General features: G+C 70.9%; 17 protein-coding genes and 1 tRNA gene. 3 read left to right on the forward strand and 15 right to left on the reverse strand.

The window, feature by feature from the left end:
• The first annotated feature begins 112 nt into the window (after nt 1–112).
• On the forward strand, nt 113–2,695 hold the full coding sequence (gene mutS / locus N787_RS13035; protein ID WP_034215026.1) for a DNA mismatch repair protein MutS: 2,583 nt from the start codon (nt 113–115) through the stop codon (nt 2,693–2,695).
• Nucleotides 2,696–2,861: 166 nt separating this feature from the next.
• Nucleotides 2,862–4,169 carry a metal-dependent hydrolase family protein gene (locus N787_RS13040; protein WP_034215029.1) on the forward strand — a complete coding sequence of 436 codons (1,308 nt, stop codon included), beginning with the start codon at nt 2,862–2,864 and terminating at the stop codon, nt 4,167–4,169.
• Nucleotides 4,170–4,176: 7 nt separating this feature from the next.
• Here the strand turns inward: N787_RS13040 and N787_RS13045 are convergent, their stop codons facing one another.
• The 6 genes from N787_RS13045 to ffh form a co-directional block, all read right to left on the reverse strand.
• Nucleotides 4,177–4,581, reverse strand: coding sequence for an RNA-binding S4 domain-containing protein (locus N787_RS13045; protein WP_034215032.1), 405 nt, complete (start codon nt 4,579–4,581; stop codon nt 4,177–4,179).
• Between the two features lie 86 nt (nt 4,582–4,667).
• Entirely contained in the window at nt 4,668–5,024 is a 357-nt protein-coding gene (gene rplS, locus N787_RS13050) for a 50S ribosomal protein L19 (RefSeq protein WP_034215033.1), read from the reverse strand.
• 115 nt (nt 5,025–5,139) lie between these two features.
• Entirely contained in the window at nt 5,140–5,898 is a 759-nt protein-coding gene (gene trmD / locus N787_RS13055; RefSeq protein ID WP_034215035.1) for a tRNA (guanosine(37)-N1)-methyltransferase TrmD, read from the reverse strand.
• A 14-nt stretch (nt 5,899–5,912) separates the two neighbouring features.
• A complete protein-coding gene (gene rimM, locus N787_RS13060) occupies nt 5,913–6,419 on the reverse strand; it encodes a ribosome maturation factor RimM (RefSeq protein ID WP_034215038.1) in 507 nt (168 codons plus the stop codon).
• A gap of 34 nt (nt 6,420–6,453) precedes the next feature.
• Nucleotides 6,454–6,708 carry a 30S ribosomal protein S16 gene (rpsP, locus tag N787_RS13065; RefSeq protein ID WP_034215040.1) on the reverse strand — a complete coding sequence of 85 codons (255 nt, stop codon included), beginning with the start codon at nt 6,706–6,708 and terminating at the stop codon, nt 6,454–6,456.
• 126 nt (nt 6,709–6,834) lie between these two features.
• Entirely contained in the window at nt 6,835–8,208 is a 1,374-nt protein-coding gene (ffh, locus tag N787_RS13070; RefSeq protein ID WP_034215043.1) for a signal recognition particle protein, read from the reverse strand.
• 107 nt (nt 8,209–8,315) lie between these two features.
• On the opposite strand from ffh, the gene N787_RS13075 reads away from it, so the two are divergent.
• Nucleotides 8,316–9,113 (forward strand): cytochrome C assembly family protein, encoded by a 798-nt coding sequence (locus tag N787_RS13075; protein WP_034215045.1) that lies wholly within the window; start codon nt 8,316–8,318, stop codon nt 9,111–9,113.
• A 149-nt stretch (nt 9,114–9,262) separates the two neighbouring features.
• On the opposite strand, the gene radA is transcribed toward N787_RS13075, so the two are convergent.
• The 9 genes from radA to murJ form a co-directional block, all read right to left on the reverse strand.
• Entirely contained in the window at nt 9,263–10,657 is a 1,395-nt protein-coding gene (radA, locus tag N787_RS13080) for a DNA repair protein RadA (protein WP_034215047.1), read from the reverse strand.
• 66 nt (nt 10,658–10,723) lie between these two features.
• Nucleotides 10,724–11,527, reverse strand: a complete 804-nt coding sequence (locus tag N787_RS13085) for a metallophosphoesterase family protein (RefSeq protein WP_034215049.1) — start codon at nt 11,525–11,527, stop codon at nt 10,724–10,726.
• Nucleotides 11,524–12,501 carry a diacylglycerol/lipid kinase family protein gene (locus N787_RS13090; RefSeq protein ID WP_052575469.1) on the reverse strand — a complete coding sequence of 326 codons (978 nt, stop codon included), beginning with the start codon at nt 12,499–12,501 and terminating at the stop codon, nt 11,524–11,526. The genes N787_RS13085 and N787_RS13090 overlap by 4 nt, the downstream gene beginning before the upstream one ends.
• A gap of 92 nt (nt 12,502–12,593) precedes the next feature.
• A tRNA-Thr gene (locus N787_RS13095) sits at nt 12,594–12,669 on the reverse strand.
• 37 nt (nt 12,670–12,706) lie between these two features.
• Complete coding sequence (gene ispH / locus N787_RS13100) at nt 12,707–13,657, reverse strand: 4-hydroxy-3-methylbut-2-enyl diphosphate reductase (protein WP_034215051.1); 951 nt, start codon at nt 13,655–13,657, stop codon at nt 12,707–12,709.
• Nucleotides 13,658–13,664: 7 nt separating this feature from the next.
• A complete protein-coding gene (gene lspA, locus N787_RS13105; RefSeq protein WP_156969050.1) occupies nt 13,665–14,177 on the reverse strand; it encodes a signal peptidase II in 513 nt (170 codons plus the stop codon).
• Nucleotides 14,174–16,951 carry an isoleucine--tRNA ligase gene (ileS, locus tag N787_RS13110; RefSeq protein ID WP_052575486.1) on the reverse strand — a complete coding sequence of 926 codons (2,778 nt, stop codon included), beginning with the start codon at nt 16,949–16,951 and terminating at the stop codon, nt 14,174–14,176. Before ileS ends, lspA begins: the two co-directional genes overlap by 4 nt.
• 59 nt (nt 16,952–17,010) lie before the next feature.
• A complete protein-coding gene (locus N787_RS13115) occupies nt 17,011–17,967 on the reverse strand; it encodes a bifunctional riboflavin kinase/FAD synthetase (protein WP_034215056.1) in 957 nt (318 codons plus the stop codon).
• A 23-nt stretch (nt 17,968–17,990) separates the two neighbouring features.
• Nucleotides 17,991–19,550, reverse strand: coding sequence for a murein biosynthesis integral membrane protein MurJ (murJ, locus tag N787_RS13120; RefSeq protein WP_034215058.1), 1,560 nt, complete (start codon nt 19,548–19,550; stop codon nt 17,991–17,993).
• Nucleotides 19,551–19,603: the final 53 nt, after the last annotated feature.

Raw genomic sequence — 19,603 nt, forward strand, 5'->3', positions numbered from 1 at the left:
CTGCGGCCCGCCCGGCCACGGCATCCCGCGGGGCAGGCCGCGGGCGCATGCGGCACAATGCAGCGGTCTCGACGGCCGGTCCTTCGCCGTCCTCCCCTTACTGCCTGCCTTCATGTCCACGCCTGATCCGAACAGCCCCGCCCACACGCCGCTGATGCGCCAGTTCTTCGCCGCCAAGGCGGAGCATCCCGACATCCTGCTGTTCTTCCGGATGGGCGACTTCTACGAGCTGTTCTACGACGACGCCCGCAAGGCCGCGCGCCTGCTCGACATCACCCTGACCCAACGCGGCGCCTCGGCCGGTTCACCGATCCCGATGGCCGGCGTGCCGGTGCATGCAATGGAGGGTTACCTGGCGCGGCTGGTGGCGCTGGGCGAATCGGTGGCGATCTGCGAGCAGATCGGTGATCCCGCCGCGTCCAAGGGCCTGGTCGAACGCAAGGTCGTCCGCATCGTCACCCCCGGCACCGTCACCGACGAGGCGCTGCTGCAGGAGCGGCGCGACACGCTGCTGCTGGCGGTCTCGCGCGGGAGGCACGGCTATGGCATCGCGTGGGCCGACCTCGCGGGCGGCCGTTTCCTGGTCTCGGAAGTCGCCACCGAAGACCAGCTCACCGCCGAACTCGCCCGCCTCGATCCCGCGGAAATCCTGCTGCCCGACGAGGATGGCTGGCCAACCGCCGTCACCGCGCTGCCCGGCCTGCGCCGCCGGCCGCCGTGGGGCTTCGACGCCGACGCCTGCCGCCGCCAGCTGCTGCGCTTCTTCGCGCTGCACGACCTCACCGGCTTCGGGCTGGAGGACAAGCCGCTGGCGATCGGCGCCGCGGGCGCCCTGCTGGCCTACGTCGAGGAGACCCAGAAGCAGCGCCTGCCGCACCTGACCGCCATCGCCTTCGAGTCGGCCGACGACGGCATCGCCATCAACGCCGCCACCCGCCGCCACCTCGAGCTCGACAGCCGCACCGACGGCCGCGTCGAGCACACGCTGCTGGGCGTGCTCGACGCCAGCATCAGCCCGATGGGCGGCCGCCTGCTTCGCCGCTGGCTCAATCGCCCGCTGCGCGACCGGCAGGTGCTTGGCGAGCGCCACCACGCCGTCGCCACCTTCATTGCCTCGGCTGCCGGCGACGAGCTCCGCGAGCGCTTCCGCGGACTGGGCGACGTCGAACGCATTCTTTCCCGCGTGGCCCTGCGCTCGGCGCGGCCCCGCGACCTGTCCACGCTGCGCGACGGACTGGGCATGCTGCCTGCGCTGCGCGCAGTACTGGCGCCGCTGGATTCGCCGCGCCTGCAGGCGCTGGCGGCCGAGCTCGGCGAACACGCGGGCCACGCCGCCCTGCTGGCCTCGGCCATCATCCCGCAGCCGCCGGTGCTGCTGCGCGACGGCGGCGTCATCGCCGGGGGCTTCGACGCGGAACTCGACGAGCTGCGCACGCTGTCCACGAACGCCGACCAGTTCCTGGTCGACCTCGAGGCCCGCGAGAAGGCCGCCACCGGCATCGCCACGCTGAAGGTCGGCTACAACCGCGTGCACGGCTATTTCATCGAGATCAGCAAGGGGCAGTCGGACCGGGCGCCCACGCACTACACGCGCCGGCAGACCCTGACCGGCGCCGAGCGCTACATCACCGAAGAGCTGAAGGCCTTCGAGGACAAGGTGCTCAGCGCCCGCGAGCGCTCGCTGGCGCGCGAGAAGCTGCTTTACGAGCAGCTGCTGGACGCCCTGAACGAGCAGCTGGAATCGCTCAAGCGCTGCGCCGCGGCGCTGGCCGAGCTCGACGTGCTGGCCGCCTTCGCCGAACGCGCGCAGGCGCTTGACTGGTCGCAGCCCGAACTCACCGACGCGCCCGGCCTCCGGATCGAACGCGGTCGCCACCCGGTGGTCGAGGCCGTGCGCAGCGAGCCCTTCGAGCCCAACGACCTGGTGCTGGACGACGGCCGCCGCATGCTGGTCATCACCGGCCCGAACATGGGCGGCAAGAGCACCTACATGCGCCAGAACGCGCTGATCGTGCTGCTGGCCCACGTGGGCAGCTTCGTGCCCGCGGCGCGCGCGGTGATCGGGCCGATCGACCGCATCCTCACCCGCATCGGCGCCGGCGACGACCTGGCGCGCGGGCAGTCGACCTTCATGGTCGAGATGGCCGAGACCAGCTACATCCTCCACCACGCCACCGCGAACTCGCTGGTGCTGATGGACGAGATCGGCCGCGGCACCTCAACCTACGACGGCCTGGCCCTGGCCGAGGCCTGCGCGCGGCACCTCGCGCACGCCAACCGTGCCTACACGCTGTTCGCGACCCATTATTTCGAGCTGACCGCGCTGGCCGAGCCCGGCAGCGGCATCGCCAACGTGCACCTGGACGCGATCGAGCACGGCGACAAGCTGGTGTTCATGCACGCGGTCAAGGACGGCCCGGCCAACCGCAGCTTCGGCCTGCAGGTGGCGGCGCTGGCCGGTCTGCCGCGCACGGTGGTCGAGCAGGCGCGGCGCACCCTGGTCGAACTTGAGCAACGCGGCGCGCCGCACGCGGTGGCGGAGATGAGCCCGGTGGCGCTGGAATCGCCGCAGCAGTTCGGGCTGTTCGCGCCGGCGCCCTCGCCGGCGCTGGAGGCGCTGGCCGCGATCGATCCGGACGAGCTCACGCCGAAGCAGGCGCTTGAAGCGCTGTACCGGCTGAAGCTGCTGCGCTGACGCGATCGCGCTGAAGCCGCGGCGCCGACAGGTTTTGCGGCGGGACGCTCACGGCACCCCGGTCCCCGCGCCGGCCCGCGAAACGCGACCGACGTCAACGGCCCGGGGACACGAGGTTTGCTAGGGTGGCCTCTTCCCCGCCACCTGAACCTCCCGGAGCGCCTGCATGACCCGCCGAACCCTCGCCCTCGCCGTTTCCCTGTTCGCCGCCTCGCTGGGAGCGCAGGCCCAGACCGTGGTCGTGCAGGCCGGCCAACTGCTCGATCGCCCGGGCCAGGCGCCGCGGGGCGCCGCGACGCTCTTCATCCGCGACGGCAAGGTCGAGCAGGTGCGCGACGGCCACCTCGACGCCGCCGCCTTCGGCGCGCCGGCCGACACGCGCGTCGTCTACCTGCGCCGGCACTTCGTGCTGCCCGGCCTGATCGACAGCCACGTGCACCTGACCAACGACCTCGGCGGCCTCGCCGGCCAGCTGGCCGAAGTGCAGCGCAGCCCCGCCGACAACGCGCTCGAAGCCGCCGCCAACGCCCGCAAGACGCTGCTGGCCGGCTTCACCACGGTGCGCAACCTGGGCGACGGCGACGGCGAGATCCGCGCACTGCGCGATGCCATCGCCGCGGGCAAGCTGCCCGGCCCGCGCATCCTCACGGCCAACACTTCGATCTCGGCCACGGCCGGCCATGGCGACCCGCGCCTGGGCTACCGCGCCGACCTGCACGACGCGCTCGACACCGGCGGCAACGTCTGCGACGGCGTCGAAAGCTGCCGCCGCGCCGTGCGCCGCCAGGTCGCGGAGGGCGCCGACGTGATCAAGCTGCTGATCACCGGCGGCGTGAACAGCCGCATCGGCGCCGGCCTCGGCGCGCAGATGTTCGAGGACGAGGCGCGCGCGGTGGTCGAAACCTCGCGCATGTACGGCAAGAAGGTGGCGGTGCACGCGCACGGTGCCGACGGCATCAACCTCGCCCTGCGCCTGGGCGTGGACTCGATCGAGCACGGCACGCTGCTGGACAAGGAAGGCCTGCGCCTGTTCCGCGAAAGCGGCGCGTATTACGTGCCGACCCTGTCGACGGTGAACGGCTATCGCGAGCGGCTCGCCGCCAACCCCGACGCCTACCGGGGCGACGTGCTGGCCAAGATCCGCTGGCGCATCGACATCACCGGCAAGGCGCTGGAGAACGCGGTGCCGGCCGGCGTGAAGATCGCCTTCGGCACCGACGCCGGCGTCAGCCTGCACGGCCGCAACGCCGACGAATTCGAACTGATGGTGGCGCACGGCATGACGCCGGCGCAGGCGATCGTCGCCGCCACCCGCAACGCGGCCGACCTGCTCGGGCTGGGCGATCGCATCGGCAGCCTCGAGCCCGGCAAGCAGGCCGACCTGATCGCGGTGTCCGGCAACCCGCTGGAGGACGTCACCGTGCTGAAGAAGGTGGACGTGGTGATGAAGGGCGGCGAAGTCCAGGCGCCCTGAGCGCGCCTCAAAGCGCGTCGAGGTCACCCAGCGCCTGGATCAGCCGGCGCGCGCGTTTGTCCGGCTTGCCGGCGGGCGCGCGGTAGCCGGCGTTGGCGGCGCGCCGCTCCTCGGCGAGCCGCAGGCGCTGTTCGCGCGAGGCCTCGGATTCCGCGTACAGCGCCTGCGCCACCGGCGCCGGGCCGCGTCGCTCGCTCAGCCCCAGCACCTGCACTTCGAAAAGATCCTCGCCGCGGCGCAGCGTCAGCTGCTCGCCGCCCTTGAGCAGGCGCGAGGCCTTCGCGCCCTGCCCCTGCACTTCGACCTTGCCGCCTTCGATCGCCTGCTTGGCCAGCGCGCGCGTCTTGTAGAAGCGCGCCGCCCACAGCCAGATGTCGAGCCGCACCGCGGCCAGCGTTTCCGGTTTTTCCATGCCCTGATCCTAGCGCCTCGCGGTCGCGGCACACCAATGCAAACGGCCGCCTTTCGGCGGCCGTTCGGGGTGCAGCCAGGCGGCGATTACTCGCCCTGGTAGCCCAGGTCTTCCTTGATGCGCGCCTTCTTGCCTTCCAGGCCACGCAGGTAGTACAGCTTGCCGGCGCGGACCTTGCCGCGGCGCTTCACCGTCAGCGAGTCAATGATCGGGCTGTGGGTCTGGAAGACGCGCTCGACGCCGAAGCCGTGCGAGATCTTGCGCACGGTGAAGGCGGAGTTGAGGCCGGCGTTCTTGATGGCGATGACCACGCCTTCATAGGCCTGGACGCGCTCGCGGTTGCCTTCCTTGACCTTGACGTTGACCACGACGGTGTCGCCGGGACCAAACGCGGGCAGCTTGCGCTGCGACTGCTCTTGCTCGAACTGCTGCAGGAAATTCATGGTTACACGCCTCTGATATTTATTGGATGTGCGCGCCAGAGGCCCGGTGACCGTGCTTGGCTTTGGAAAAGTTAGCGGGTAAGTATAGCCCGCCAAGCCCTTGAAGGGGAAGGGGTTAGGCGCCCGCGGGGTTTTCGGCCCGCCAGGCGGCGATGAACTCGGCCAGCAGGGCCCGGTCGGCCTTGTCCAGGCGGGCCCGGGCCAGCAGGTCCGGGCGCCGCAGCCAGGTCCGACCCAGGCTTTGCTGGCGGCGCCAGCGGGCAATGGCCGCGTGGTCGCCCGACAGCAGCACCGGCGGCACGCCCTCGGTGCCCGTGGCCTCGGACCGGGTGTAATGCGGGCAGTCCAGCAGGCCGTCCTCGAAGCTGTCCTGGGTGGCGGAGTCAGCGTGGTTCAGGGCGCCCTCCTGCAGCCGGCCGACCGCATCGACCAGCACCGCCGCGGCGAGTTCGCCGCCGGACAGCACGTAGTCGCCGATCGACAGCTCCTCGTCGACCTCGCGGTCGATGAAACGCTCGTCCAGGCCCTCGTAGCGACCGCAAAGCAGGATCAGGCGGGGCTCGGCGGCCAGTTGGCGCACCTTGGCCTGGGTCAGGCGCTCGCCCTGCGGGCTGAGGTAGATGACCCGCGCCGGAGCCGGATCGGCCGCCCGCGCCGCGGCCAGGCAGGCGCCCAGCGGTTCGGCCAGCATCAGCATGCCGGGGCCGCCGCCGAAGGGACGCTGGTCCACGCGCCGGTAGTTGTCGGTGGCGTAACCACGCGGATTCCAGCCGTGCACGGCCAGCAGGCCGCGCTCCTGCGCGCGCCCGACCACGCCCAGCGCAGCGGATTCGCGGATGAAATCGGGGAACAGCGTGACGACGTCGATGCGCACGGCGCGTCCTGGCGTCAGAAATCCGCGTCCCAGTCGACCACGACCAGGCCGGCGTCGAAGTCCACGGACTTCACGTACTGGTCGATGACGAAGGGGATCAGGCGTTCGCGCTCGCCCACCGCGACCAGCACGGGGTTGGCGCCGGTATCGAACAGGTGCGAGACCTGGCCGAAGTCCACGCCCTCGAGATTGCGGACCGCCAGGCCCTCGAGGTCCACCCAGTAGTACTCCCCGGGCTTGGGTGCCGGCAGCTGGCTGCGCAGGACCCAGATCTCGGCGCCCTTGAGCGCCTCGGCCTGCTCGCGGTTCTCCACGCCCGGGAAGCTGGCGATGACCAGCTTGCCGGTGTCGCGGCCGCGCACGCCGGAGACTTCGCGCTCGGCATTGCCGGCACGGAGGATCCAGGGCTGGTACCTGAAGATGGCGTCGCGGGGATCGGTCCAGGAGAGCAGCTTGAGCTCGCCCCGGACGCCGAAGTCGCCGGCGACCCTGCCCAGCAGGATGCGGCGATCGGTGCTCATGGCATCAGGCCTCGCGCGGGGCGAGGCCCGGGGCTCAGGCCGAAGCCTGGGCCGAAGCTTCCTTGAACAGCACGCGGACCTTGTCGGTCAGCTGCGCACCGTTGGAGATCCAGTGCTTCACGCGCTCGGTGTCGAGCTCGACGCGCTTTTCGGTCGGGGTGGCGATCGGGTTGTAGTAACCCAGGCGCTCGATCGAACGGCCGTCGCGCTTGTTGCGCTGGTCGGTGACGATGATGTGGTAGAAGGGGCGCTTCTTCGCGCCGCCGCGGGTCAGACGGATCTTGACCATGTCGATTTGCTCTGTAGTTCTGGGACAGGAAGCCCGGCCGCAACCCGGTCGGGGGAATCGCGAATTCTAACCCCTTGGCCGCCCGAAGGAAACCCCGGCGGCTGAACCGGGGTCCGGCGGCCCGCCTCAGCGACCCGGGAACCGCCCCGGGAAGCCGCCGCCCATCAGGCCCTTCATGCCCCGCAGCATGCCCTTCATGCCGCCCTGGGACAGCTTGGACATCATCTTTTCCATCTGCTGGAACTGCTTGAGCAGCTTGTTCACGTCGGCCGGGGTGGTGCCCGAACCCCGGGCCACCCGGGCCCGGCGCGAGCCGTTGAGCAGGCCGGGGTTGCGCCGCTCCTTCTTGGTCATCGAATTGATGATGGCCACCATTCGGGGGATTTCCTTGCCGGTGACCTGGGCCTTCACGTGGTCCGGCACCTGGCCCATGCCCGGCAGCTTGTCCATGAGGCCCGACAGGCCGCCCATGTTCTGCATCTGCTCGAACTGGTCCTTCATGTCGTTGAGGTCGAACTTCTTGCCCTTGGCGACCTTCTCGGCCAGCTTCTGGGCCTTGTCCTTGTCGACCTGCTGCTCGACCTGCTCCACCAGCGACAGCACGTCGCCCATGTCGAGGATGCGGCTGGCGGCGCGGTCCGGGTGGAAGACGTCGAGGCCGTCGGGCTTTTCGCCGACGCCGACGAACTTGATCGGCTTGCCGGTGATGTAGCGGACGCTGAGCGCGGCGCCGCCGCGGGCGTCGCCGTCGGTCTTGGTCAGCACCACGCCGGTCAGCGGCAGCGCCTCGCTGAAGGCCTTGGCGGTGTTGGCGGCGTCCTGGCCGGTCATGGCGTCGACCACGAACAGGGTCTCGACCGGCTTGACCTCGGCATGCAGCGCCTGGATCTCGGCCATCATCGCCTCGTCGATGGCGAGGCGGCCGGCGGTGTCGACGATCAGCACGTCGACGAAACTCTTGCGGGCGTCGTCGATCGCCGCGCGGACGATGTCGACCGGCTTCTGGTCGGCGCTCGACGCGAAGAACAGCACGTCCACCTGCTGAGCCAGCGTGCGCAGCTGCTCGATCGCAGCCGGACGGTAGACGTCGGCCGACACCACCATCACCTTTTTCTTCTTGCGTTCCTTCAGGTGCTTGGCGAGCTTGCCGACCGTGGTGGTCTTGCCCGCGCCCTGCAGGCCGGCCATCAGGATGATCGCCGGCGCCGGCACGTTGAGGTTGAGCTCGGCGGCGGCCGAGCCCATCACCGTCGCCATCTCGTCGCGCACGACCTTGATCAGGGCCTGGCCCGGGGTCAGGCTGGTCAGCACTTCCTGGCCGACGGCGCGCACCTTGATGCGCTCGATCAGGGCCGAGACCACCGGCAGCGCCACGTCCGCCTCGAGCAGGGCGATGCGCACCTCGCGGGTGGCCTCGCGGATGTTTTCCTCGGTCAGCCGGCCGCGGCCGCGAAGGCGCTGGAGGGTGCCGGACAGGCGTTGGGTGAGCGACTCGAACATGGGTCTGGGCGTCTGGCGTTGGGGCGCGAAGTATAGCGCGGGCGCCTGCGCCAGCCCTCCAGTCGAGAATGGTTCTCACCTTTCACGGGCTGTGCGACACTCGCCGGATGACCGCCCTCGCCTTCGCCCTGATCGCCTCCATCCTTTACCTGCTGGCCAGCCACCAGCTGGCCGGGCACGCCCAGCAGCCGCATCCGACCCCGCGGCGCTGGCTGCTGCTGGCGGTACCGGCGGTGCTGCTGCACGCCGGCGTGCACGTGCTGGCCTGGCGCCTGCTGGGCGGCGCGGACCTGCATTTCTTCGCGGCGCTTTCGCTGGTCGGCCTGGGCATGGCCGCGCTCACCACGGGCCTGGGCCCGGCGCAGCGCATCGAGGCGCTGGGCATCATCGTGTTCCCGCTGGCGGCGGCCACGCTGCTGGCCTACGCCGGCCTGGGCGGCGGCATGCCGCAGCGCGAGCTGGGCTGGCCGCTGCAGCTGCACGCGCTGCTGGCGCTGCTGGCCTACGCCACGCTGGCGGTGGCGACGCTGCTGGCGCTGATGCTGTGGTTCCAGGACCGCGCGCTGCGCCAGCGTCATCTCGGCGGCTGGCTGCGCGTGCTGCCGCCGCTGACCCAGATGGAAACCCTGCTGTTCCGCTGCCTGGGCGTCGGTTTCGCGCTGCTCAGCCTCACCCTGCTCACCGGCGTGCTGTTCGTGGAGAACCTGTTCGCGCAGGACCTCGGCCACAAGACCGTACTGTCGATCCTGTCCTGGGGCGTGCTGGGCCTGCTGTTGTTCGGCCGCTGGCGCTGGGGCTGGCGCGGCCCGCGCGCGGTGAAGCTGACGCTGCTGGCGATGGGGCTGCTGCTGCTGGCCTTCTTCGGCAGCAAGTTCGTCTACGAGCTGGTGCTGGGGCGGAGCTGAGTTTTTTGACGCGGATTTACGCGGATAAACGCGGATAGAGCAAAGGCGGGAGTGGTTCGACGCGCACCATCCCGTTTGCGAAAGCCCAATCCATTTTGCTTTTGCCCTATCCGCGTTTATCCGCGTAAATCCGCGTCAAAAGGCCCTGGCTAGTCCGCCGCCGCCTCCAGCGCCTCCGACAGGCGCTCGACGGCGATTACTTCCATGTCCTTGAAGGCGCCCTTCTTCGGCGCGTTGGCCTTGGGCACGATGGCGCGGCGGAAGCCGTGGGTGGCGGCTTCCTTCAGGCGCTCCTCGCCGTTGGGCACCGGGCGGATCTCGCCGCTCAGGCCGACCTCGCCGAAGGCGACGGTCTTCTCGGCCAGCGGCCGGTCGCGCAGCGACGACAGCACCGCCAACAGCACCGGCAAATCGGCCGCGGTTTCCTGCACGCGGATGCCGCCCACCACGTTGACGAAGACGTCCTGGTCGCCGGTCACCACGCCGCCATGGCGGTGAAGCACCGCCAGCAGCATCGCCAGCCGGTTCTGCTCCAGGCCCAGCGCCACGCGGCGCGGATTCGACAGCGGCGAGCTGTCCACCAGCGCCTGCACTTCGACCAGCAGCGGACGCGTGCCCTCGCGCGTCACCATCACCGCACTGCCGGCCTGCGCGGTGCTGCTGCCGGACAGGAAGATGGCCGAGGGATTGGGCACCTCGCGCAGGCCCTTGTCGCCCATCGCGAACACGCCGAGCTCGTTCACCGCGCCGAAGCGGTTCTTGAACGCGCGCAGCACGCGGAAGCGGCTGCCGGATTCGCCTTCGAAATACAGCACCGCATCGACCATGTGCTCGAGCACGCGCGGGCCGGCGATGCCGCCCTCCTTGGTGACGTGGCCGACCAGGAACACGCTGGTGCCGGTTTCCTTGGCGAAGCGCACCAGCCGCGCGGCGCTCTCGCGCACCTGGCTGACCGAGCCGGGCGCGGCGGTGAGCAGCTCGCTCCAGAGGGTCTGGATGGAATCGGCGACCAGCAGCTTCGGCGCCGGGCGCGCGGAGGCGGACTGGCCGAGGATCTTCTCGACGCAGGTTTCGGCCAGCGCATGCAGGTTCTCCAGCGGCAGCCCGAGCCGCTGCGCGCGGCCCGCGACCTGGGCCAGGCTTTCCTCGCCGGTGACGTAGAGCGCCGGCACCTTCGCCGACATCAGCGCCAGCGCCTGCAGCAGCAGCGTGGACTTGCCGATGCCCGGGTCGCCGCCCACCAGCACCACCGAGCCTTCCACCAGGCCGCCGCCGAGCACGCGGTCGAGCTCGCCGATGGTGGTGGACACGCGCACTTCGGCGTCCTGGCTGACGTCCTTGAGCGCGACCACGCCGGCCGCCTCGGGCCGCCCGGCCCAGCCACCCTGCCGCGCCGGCCCCGACCCGCCCTTGCCGGCGCTGGCCGGCTCGACCACGAATTCGCTGAGCGTGTTCCAGGCGCCGCATTCGCCGCACTGGCCCTGCCATTTACTGGAGGACGCGCCGCAGTCGGTGCACACGTACGCGGTCTTTGCCTTGGCCATGCCTGGGATCCGGGGAGATTCGAAGCCGACACTCTAACGGGGCCGGCTCGCAGGAGGTGAGACGAATCAGCCGCGGTCGAGGGTCAGCGCGAAGGATTCACCGCATCGGAAGCCGGCGGCCGGGTCGTGGTCCCAGCGCTCGACCCGCGCCGCGGCCGATCCCGCCGTGAAGTGGACCAGGTTCACCGAGTGCGGCAGCTCGCCCCGCACGCGGCTCGACACCGCCGTGCCGGCCTGCACGCACCAGGCCCGCCGCGCGAGCCCGGGATAACGATGCGAAAGCGGCCGCACGAACGGCAGGTGGATGTGGCCGCCCATCACGATATCGGCGCCGGCGGCGACCCAGGCGGGTGCCGCCAGCGCGTGGCCGCGCGCGAGGTCCACTTCACCCGTTGGTTCCGGCACGTCCAGCGGCTGGTGCGTGACCACGATCCGCAGCTGGCCGGCGCGGGCGGCGGCCAGTCGCTCCGCAACGCGTGCGAGCTGCTGCGGCGAGACTTCGCCGTGCTTGTGGCGGTAAGCGCGGGTGGTGTTCACCCCGATCACCAGCCAGTCGGGCGTGTCGAGCACGGGCTCGAGCTCGTCGCCGAAGGCCTGCCGGTGCCAGCGATACGGCGCCAGCAGGCGCGTGGGCAGGTCGAACAGCGGGATGTCGTGGTTGCCGGGAATCACCAGCTGCCGCGGGATGCCGAGCCGCGCGCAGAACGCGGCGGCCGCGCGGAACTGGGCACGTCGCGCGCGCTGGGTGATGTCGCCCGACAGCACCAGCACGTCGGGCCGGCAGTCCCGCGCCAACGCGACCAGGGCCTCGACCACCGGCGCCTGCTCGGTGCCGAAGTGCGGGTCGGACACCTGCAGCAGCAGGCTCATTCGACCGCCACCCGCAGCTCCGGCGGCGGCAGCATCAGCGGCAGCGGCTCGGGGGCCACTTCGAACACCAGCGGCGAACGCATCCACACGACCTCGCCATCGACCGCCACCTTGATGCGGCGCCGGCCGCGCGGCGCGACCGTCATGCGCCGGAACACGAAGCTCTCGATGTTCTCCGCCGCGCCCAGCCGGCCGAGCGCACCGCGCAGCGCCAGGCCCAGCAGCGCCAGCCGGCTGGCCGGCTTGATCATCAGACCGGCCAGCTCGCCCTGCCCCAGCACCGCGGCTTCGTCGATGCCGATGCGCGCGAGCTGCAGCGCGTTGTTGCCGACGAACAGCGTGGACGTGCGCACGCGGCGGTGGTCGCCGCCGGACGCGATGTCGAGCGCGAGGCGGCGGGCGCCGGAGGCCAGCGTCCGCAAGCCCGACAACAGCGCCACGCCGCGGCTGCGCCCGTATTCCTGCTTGGCCGCCTCGCGGTCCTCCAGCAGTTTCGGGTACAGCCCCAGGCTGGCGTTGACCAGGAACACGCGGCCATTCACCCGCCCGACCTGCACGGGCACCACCGACGCCTGCAGCAGGCCGCGCATCGCCGCCTCGAGATCCTGCGGGATGCCGTGCGTGCGGCCGAAATAGTTGAACGTGCCCTGCGGCAGCACCGAGTAGGCGCAGCCGCTGCCCAGCACCGCCTGCGCGACGGCATTGAGCGTCCCGTCGCCGCCCACCGCCACCACGATGCCGCCGTCGGCGCGGGCCCGGGCAACCGCCTCCGCCGCCACCCGGTCGATCGGGTCGGGCCCGGCAACGCGCAGGAACGAATGGCGGCGGCCCGCCGCCTGGCACAGGCGGGCCAGCGTGTCGCAGGTGGCATCGGCGTCCTGCTGGCCCGAGGCGCCATTGATCACGATGAAAAGCGGCGCATCCGGCGCGGGCCTCGTGCGGATGCGATCGGTGGCGGCGAGGGGGGCGTCCATGCCCCGGAGACTAGGGGGCTGCGCGTTAGCCTTCGATAAACGACCCACGGGCGCCACCAACTAAAAACCCGCCGGGCGGCGGGCTTTTGATGTGGTGCCGGAAACAGGAGTCGAACCTGCGACCTACGCATTACGAATGCGCCGCTCTACCAACTGAGCTATTCCGGCGTGAGGCGCGGATTCTAGGCCTTGGGGCCGGGCCGGGTCAATTTACCAGGCTGATCCGGAGCTCTTTCGGCAGGGCGAAGACCACGTTCTCGGGCTCGCCCTCGAGGTGCTCGACCTGGCCGGCGCCGAGTTCCTGCAGCCGGGCCACCACGCCCTGCACCAGCACCTCGGGGGCCGAGGCGCCGGCGGTCAGGCCGACGCGGGTGGCGCCGTCCAGCCAAGCCGGATCGATGCACTCGGCGCCGTCGATCAGGAAGGCGCGGGCTCCCTGCTTCTCGGCCAGCTCGCGCAGGCGGTTGGAGTTCGAGGAGTTCACCGAGCCCACCACCAGCACCACCTCGCAGCGGCCGGCCAGCAGGCGCACGGCGTCCTGGCGGTTCTGGGTGGCGTAGCAGATGTCGTCGTGCTTCGGGCCCTGGATGGCCGGGAAGCGGGCCTGCAGGGCGGCGATGATTTCCCGGGTGTCGTCCACCGACAGCGTGGTCTGGGTGGTGTAGGCCAGGTTGTCGGGCTGGGTGGGCGTGAGCGTGGCGACGCCGGCGACGTCCTCGACCAGGTGGATGTGGTTGTCGCCGTGCTCGCGACGCCACTGGCCCATCGTGCCCTCCACTTCCGGGTGGCCGGCGTGGCCGATCAGCACCACGTCGCGGCCGGCGCGGCAGTGGCGGGCCACTTCGATGTGGACCTTGGTGACCAGCGGGCAGGTGGCGTCGAACACCTTCAGCCCGCGGCGCTCGGCCTCGGCGCGCACCGCCTGCGAGACGCCGTGGGCGCTGAAGATGACGGTGGCGCCGGCCGGCACTTCGTCCAGCTCCTCGACGAACACCGCACCGCGCTGGCGCAGGTCCTCGACCACGAAGCGGTTGTGCACCACTTCATGGCGCACGTAGATCGGCGCGCCCAGCGACTCGATGGCGCGCTTCACGATCTCGATGGCGCGGTCGACGCCGGCGCAGAATCCGCGGGGGTTGGCGAGCAGGATGTCCATGCGCGGATTATCCCTTGCCCTGGGCCGCCGGGGGCGTGTTGAAGCTGAACAGCACCAGGCCGATCGCGCCGCCGACGATGCAGGCATCGGCCACGTTGAAGGCCGGCCAGTGCGGCAGCTGGGTGAAGCCCAGGTACCAGTCGACGAAATCCACCACGTAGCCGTAGCGCACGCGGTCGATGACGTTGCCGAGGGCGCCGGCGATCACCAGCGCGAACGGCAGCGCGGTGCGCCAGTCCGCGCGCGGCGTGCGCGCCAGCCAGGCCACCAGCACGCTGCTGATCACCAGGGCCAGCACGGTGAAGAACCAGCGCTGCCAGCCGCCCGCGTCGGACAGGAAGCTGAAGGCGGCGCCGTAGTTGTGCACCAGGGTCCAGTTCCAGAAGCCGTCGATGAAGGGCACGGGCTTGAGGTATTCGAGCCGCGTGACCGCGATCCACTTGGTGACCTGGTCCAGCACCAGCAGCACGGCCGACAGGCCAAGCCAGGCCAGCGCGTTCGGGCGCGGGCCGGCCATCAGAACCACCGCCGGGTTTCGCCGGTGCCGTTGACGTTCTCGACGCAGCGGCCGCACAGGCCCGGGTCGTCGGCGTGGCTGCCGACGTCGGCGCGGTAGTGCCAGCAGCGCACGCACTTGGCATGGGACGTCGACACCGCGTGGATCCAGGCGCCCTCGCGCGGTTCCACCGGCACCGGCTTGAGGTCGAAGCGCGAGGTGATGAAGAAGAAGCGCAGCTCGTTGGCCATCGGCGCCAGCTTCTGCGCCAGGTCATGCTCGACGAAGACCTCGACCTCGGCCTCCAGCGACGCACCGATCGCGCCGTCGGCGCGCATCGGCTCGAGCACCTTGCTGACCGCCTCGCGCATCGCCAGCAGGCGATCGAAGTCCGCCGGCGCCAGCGCTGCATCCGCCGGCATCGGCGCCAGCCCGTCGTACCAGGTGGTGAACAGCACGTTGCCCTCGCGCCCGCCCGGCAGGTGCTGCCAGATTTCGTCGGCGGTGAAGCTCAGGAACGGCGCCACCCAGCGCGCGAAGGCCTCGGCGATGCGGAACATCGCGCTCTGCGCCGAGCGGCGGCCGACGCTGTCCACCGGCATCGTGTACAGGCGATCCTTGGTCACGTCGAGGTAAACCGAGCCGAGGTCGTTGGTGCAGTAGTTCTGCACCATCGCCACCACCGCGGCGAAGTCGTAGCGCGCGTAGGCGGCCTTGATCTCCTCCTGCAGCGAATGGGCGCGGTGCACGGCCCACTGGTCGAGCAGCAGCAGCTTGTCGTTCGGCAGCAGGTTCACGGCCGGGCCGAAGCCGTTGAGGTTGCCCAGCAGGAAGCGCGCGGTGTTGCGGATGCGGCGATAGGCGTCGGCGGTGCGCTTGAGGATGTCGTCGGACACCGACATCTCGTTGCGGTAGTCGGCCGAGGCCACCCACAGGCGCAGCACGTCGGCGCCGAGCGCGTCGTTGACCTTCTGCGGCTCGACCACGTTGCCGATCGACTTCGACATCTTTCGGCCCTGCGCATCGACGGTGAAGCCGTGCGTCAGCACCTGGCGGTACGGCGCGGCGCCGTCCATCGCGATGCCCGTGAGCAGCGAGCTCTGGAACCAGCCGCGGTGCTGGTCGGAACCCTCGAGGTAGAGATCGGCCGGCTTGCGCAGGCCATCGCCTTCGCGCGCGGCCAGCACGCCCTCGTGGGTGACGCCGGAATCGAACCAGACGTCGAGGATGTCGGTGACCTTGAAGTAGTCGTCCGCCTCGGCACCCAGGAACTCGGCCGCATCGACCGCGAACCAGGCATCGGTGCCCTGCTGCTGCACGCGGTCGGCGACCTGGCGCATGAACTCGACCGAGCGCGGATGCGGCTCGCCGCTGACCTTGTGCACGAACAGCGCGATCGGCACGCCCCAGGTGCGCTGGCGGCTGATGCACCAGTCCGGGCGGCCCTCGATCATGCCGGCGATGCGGGCCTCGCCCCACTCCGGCACCCAGCCCACCTGCCTGATGGCGGCCATCGCGTCGCGGCGCAGGTTCGCCTGCTCCATCGAGATGAACCACTGCGGCGTGGCGCGGAAGGCCACCGGCGACTTGTGGCGCCAGCAGTGCGGGTAGCTGTGCTCGAGCTTGCCCGAGGACAGCAGCACGCCGCGCTCGGCCAGCAGCGCGGTGATGGTGTCATTGGCCTTCCAGATGAACTGGCCGGCGAACAGCGGCGTGCCCGGCAGGTAGACGCCGTTGCCGCCGAGCGGGTTGATCTCGGCCGGCGAGTACTTCTCCAGCAGGCCGTACTTCACGCCCACCACGAAGTCTTCCTGGCCGTGGCCGGGCGCGGTGTGCACGGCGCCGGTGCCGGCGTCGGTGGTGACGTGCTCGCCGAGGATCAGCGGGATCTCGCGCTCGCAGAACGGATGCCGGAGGCGCAGGTTCTCCAGCGCGGCACCGGTGGCGCGGCCCCGCACCGTCACGGCGTCGATGCCGTAACGCTTGAGCGCCCCCTCGGCCAGCGCCTCGGCCAGCACCAGCCACTGGCGGCGGCCGGCGCGCGCCGGGCCCTCGACCAGCACGTAGTCGATTTCGGCGCCCAGCGTGACGGCGATGCTGGCGGGCAGCGTCCACGGCGTGGTGGTCCAGATCGGCACGCCGACGATGGCGTCGCCCGCATCCACGCCGAACGTCGCCGCCAGGGCCTTCGGGTCCAGCGCGTCGTAGGCCACGTCGACCATCGGCGAGACCTTGTCGGCGTACTCGATCTCCGCCTCGGCCAAGGCCGAGCCGCAGTCGAAGCACCAGTGCACCGGCTTCACGCCGCGGCTCAGGTGCCCGCGCTCGATGATCTTCGCGAGCGAGCGCAGCATGTCCGCCTCGAAGGCGAAATCCATGGTGCGGTAGGGGTTGTCCCAATCGCCGAGGATGCCCAGGCGCTGGAAATCCTTCGACTGGCCGGCGATCTGCTCGGCGGCGTATTCGCGGCACTTGGCACGGAAGGCGCCGGCGTCGAGCTTGTCGCCGACCTTGCCGTGCTTCTTCTCCACCACCAGCTCGATCGGCAGGCCATGGCAGTCCCAGCCCGGCACGTAGGGCGCGTCGAAGCCCGAGAGCAGCTTCGACTTCACCACCATGTCCTTGAGGACCTTGTTCACCGCGTGGCCGATGTGGATCGAGCCGTTGGCATACGGCGGGCCGTCGTGCAGTACGAACAGCGGCCGGCCCTTGGCCTTCGCGCGCACCTGCGCGTACAGGCCCTGCTGCTGCCAGCCGGCCAGCATCGCCGGCTCGCGCTTGGGCAGGTCGCCGCGCATCGGGAATGCCGTCTCCGGCAGGCTGATGGTGTGCTTGTAGTCCTTGCCGCCGTTATCGGTCACGCCAACGCTCCGCTGTCCTGCCTATCGTGGCGCAAAACGCGCCGGGCTTGCGCCGAATCCTGGTCCATCTGCCGGACCAGGGCGGGCAAGTCATTGAATTTTTCCTCGTCGCGCAGCTTGGCGACGAACTCCACCTCGAGCCGGCGCCCGTACAGGTCGCCCTCGAAGTCGAACACATGCGCCTCGAGCAGCGGCTCCACGCCCTGCACCGTCGGCCGCGTGCCCAGGCTCGAGACGCTGGCCATCGGCCGCGGCCCGATGCCGTGCACCCACGTGGCGTAGATGCCCGACAGCGCCGGGCGCTTGCCGGCCAGACGGATATTGGCCGTGGGATAGCCCAACGTGCGGCCCAGCTGCTTGCCGCGCACCACCTTGCCGCTGATCGCGTAGCGCCGGCCCAGCTCGCGCGCGGCGCCGTCGAGGTCGCCCGCGGCCAGCTGCTGGCGCAGCGCGGTGCTCGACACCCGCTCGCCCGCGGCCACCACCGGCGCGATCGCGCCCGCGCTGAAGCCGTGCGATTCGCCCAGCGACTGCAGCAACGCAAGGTCACCGGCACGGCGGTGGCCGAAGCGGAACTCGGGGCCGACCCAGACGTCGCGGGCCGACAGCCGTTCCACCAGCACCCGCCGCACGAAATCCTCCGGCGACATCGCCGCCATCGCCGCGTTGAAGCGCAGCAGGCCGACCACGTCCATGCCCAGGGCGCGCAGCCCTTCGAACTTCGCGCGCGGCAGCGACAGGCGCGCCGGCGCCTGGTCGCGCCCGAAGAATTCCCGCGGCAACGGCTCGAAGCTCAGCGCCACCGCGGCCAGCCCGGCGGCGCGCGCACGGGTCCGCACGTGGCCGACCAGCGCCCGATGCCCCTGGTGGAGGCCGTCGAAGGCACCGATGCAAACCACGCTGCCCTGCGGGCAAAGTGATTCGCCCTCGACGTCCCGGAACAGCCTGCTCATGCCCGAATTATAGCCAGCTGCGGTCACGGCCCGCGCAGTTGCCGCGGCCGCCAGCCGCTGGCGAGCAGGCCGAGGCCGTACGCCGCGGCACCCGCGGCGACCACGCCCAGCATCAGCAGCCAGCGCAGCTCGCCCGACCAGGCCCGCCAGTCGCCCACCGCGTGGTTGGCGGCCAGCACCGCCGCCGCCAGCGCCAGGCTGGCCACGCCGATCCGGAGCAGGTGCCGTCCCCAGCCCGGGGACAGGCTGAAGCTGGCCTCGCGGCGCAGCGCCCGCCACAGCAGCCAGGCGTTCGCCAGCCCGGCCAGGCCGGTCGCGAGGGCGATGCCGGCGTGGGCGCCCGGCACCTTGCCCAGCCACAGCGGCGTCACCAGCGCAGCGGTCAGGGCCACGTTGATGAGCACGGTGCGGATCGCGGCCTTCATCGGCGTGCGGGTGTCCTGCCGGGCGTAGAACGCGGACAGCAGGACCTTGCTGGCCATGAAGCCCGGGATGCCCAGGCTCATCGCCACCAGGCTCAGCGCGGTCATCCGGCTGTCGGCGGCGCTGAATTCGCCGCGCTCGAAGATGGTGGCCGACAGCGGCTCGGCCAGCAGGGCCAGGCCCAGCGCCGCCGGGATGGCCAGCAGCAGCACCGTGCGCAGGCCCCAGTCGAGCGCGGAGGCATACCCTTCGGCGTCGGCATCGGCGCTGCGGCGCGAGAGGTGCGGCAGGATCACGGTGGCCAGCGCCACGCCGAACAGGCCCAGCGGGAATTCGATCAGCCGGTCCGAGTAATAGAGCCAGCTCTGGCTGCCGTCGACCAGCAGCGACGCGAAGATGGTGCCGACGATCAGGTTCAGCTGGGCCACCGACGAGGAGAACAGGGTCGGGAGCATCAGGCGGCCGACCTTGCGCACGCCCGGATGGTTGAGCTTCAGGCGAAGCCGCGGCCGCAGGCCGAGCCGGCCCATCGCCGGCCACAGCAGCACCAGCTGAAGCACGCCCGCCGCCAGCACGCCCCAGGCCAGGGCGGTGATCGGGGTCTCGAGCCGCGGCGACAGCCAGATCATCGCCGCGATCACGGCCAGGTTGTGCAGCACCGGCGTCACGGCCGGCAGGGCGAAGCGCTGGAAGGAATTCAGCACCGCGCCGGCCAGCGCCGTCATCGAGACCAGGGCGAGGTAAGGGAAGACGATCCGCAGCAGGTCCGACGTGAGCTGGAACTTGGCCGGATCGTCCAGGCTGCCCGGGGCGATGGTGGCCACCACCAGCGGCGCCGCCAGCATGCCCAGGCCGCTGACCACCAGCACCGCGGCGCAGAGGGCGCCGGCGACGTGGTCGAGGAAGTCCTTCAGGGCCGCCGGGTCGTTCTTCTGGCGCAGCTCGGACAGCACCGGCACGAAGGCCGAGGCGAACGAGCCCTCGGCGAAGATGCGCCGCAGGTAGTTCGGGATGCGGTAGGCCACGGCGAAGGCATCGACGATGCCGCCGGCGCCGAACAGCTGGGCCTGGACCACGTCCCGGACGAAGCCGGCGATCCGGGACAGCAGGGTCATGGCGCTGAACACCGCCGTGGACCGCAGCAGGCCGCCCCGGCTCATGCCCTGCCCCCGGCCGGCGCGAGGGGTAATTGACTCAAGCTACTGAATCCCCC

This window comes from Arenimonas metalli CF5-1, from assembly GCF_000747155.1.
Taxonomy (GTDB): Bacteria; Pseudomonadota; Gammaproteobacteria; order Xanthomonadales; family Xanthomonadaceae; genus Arenimonas; species Arenimonas metalli.

Bases quoted from the DNA above. Each gene is read 5' to 3' on its own strand.
- rimM (WP_034215038.1), bottom strand. From the start codon at position 6,419: ATGAGCACCGATCGCCGCATCCTGCTGGGCAGGGTCGCCGGCGACTTC.
- rplS (WP_034215033.1), bottom strand. From the start codon at position 5,024: ATGAATTTCCTGCAGCAGTTCGAGCAAGAGCAGTCGCAGCGCAAGCTG.
- ispH (WP_034215051.1), bottom strand. From the start codon at position 13,657: ATGGACATCCTGCTCGCCAACCCCCGCGGATTCTGCGCCGGCGTCGAC.
- murJ (WP_034215058.1), bottom strand. From the start codon at position 19,550: ATGAGCCGGGGCGGCCTGCTGCGGTCCACGGCGGTGTTCAGCGCCATG.
- radA (WP_034215047.1), bottom strand. From the start codon at position 10,657: ATGGCCAAGGCAAAGACCGCGTACGTGTGCACCGACTGCGGCGCGTCC.
- ileS (WP_052575486.1), bottom strand. From the start codon at position 16,951: ATGCGCGGCGACCTGCCCAAGCGCGAGCCGGCGATGCTGGCCGGCTGG.
- rpsP (WP_034215040.1), bottom strand. From the start codon at position 6,708: ATGGTCAAGATCCGTCTGACCCGCGGCGGCGCGAAGAAGCGCCCCTTC.
- N787_RS13045 (WP_034215032.1), bottom strand. From the start codon at position 4,581: ATGGAAAAACCGGAAACGCTGGCCGCGGTGCGGCTCGACATCTGGCTG.
- N787_RS13040 (WP_034215029.1), top strand. From the start codon at position 2,862: ATGACCCGCCGAACCCTCGCCCTCGCCGTTTCCCTGTTCGCCGCCTCG.
- N787_RS13085 (WP_034215049.1), bottom strand. From the start codon at position 11,527: ATGAGCCTGCTGCTGCAGGTGTCCGACCCGCACTTCGGCACCGAGCAG.
- N787_RS13090 (WP_052575469.1), bottom strand. From the start codon at position 12,501: ATGGACGCCCCCCTCGCCGCCACCGATCGCATCCGCACGAGGCCCGCG.
- ffh (WP_034215043.1), bottom strand. From the start codon at position 8,208: ATGTTCGAGTCGCTCACCCAACGCCTGTCCGGCACCCTCCAGCGCCTT.
- N787_RS13115 (WP_034215056.1), bottom strand. From the start codon at position 17,967: ATGAGCAGGCTGTTCCGGGACGTCGAGGGCGAATCACTTTGCCCGCAG.
- mutS (WP_034215026.1), top strand. From the start codon at position 113: ATGTCCACGCCTGATCCGAACAGCCCCGCCCACACGCCGCTGATGCGC.
- N787_RS13075 (WP_034215045.1), top strand. From the start codon at position 8,316: ATGACCGCCCTCGCCTTCGCCCTGATCGCCTCCATCCTTTACCTGCTG.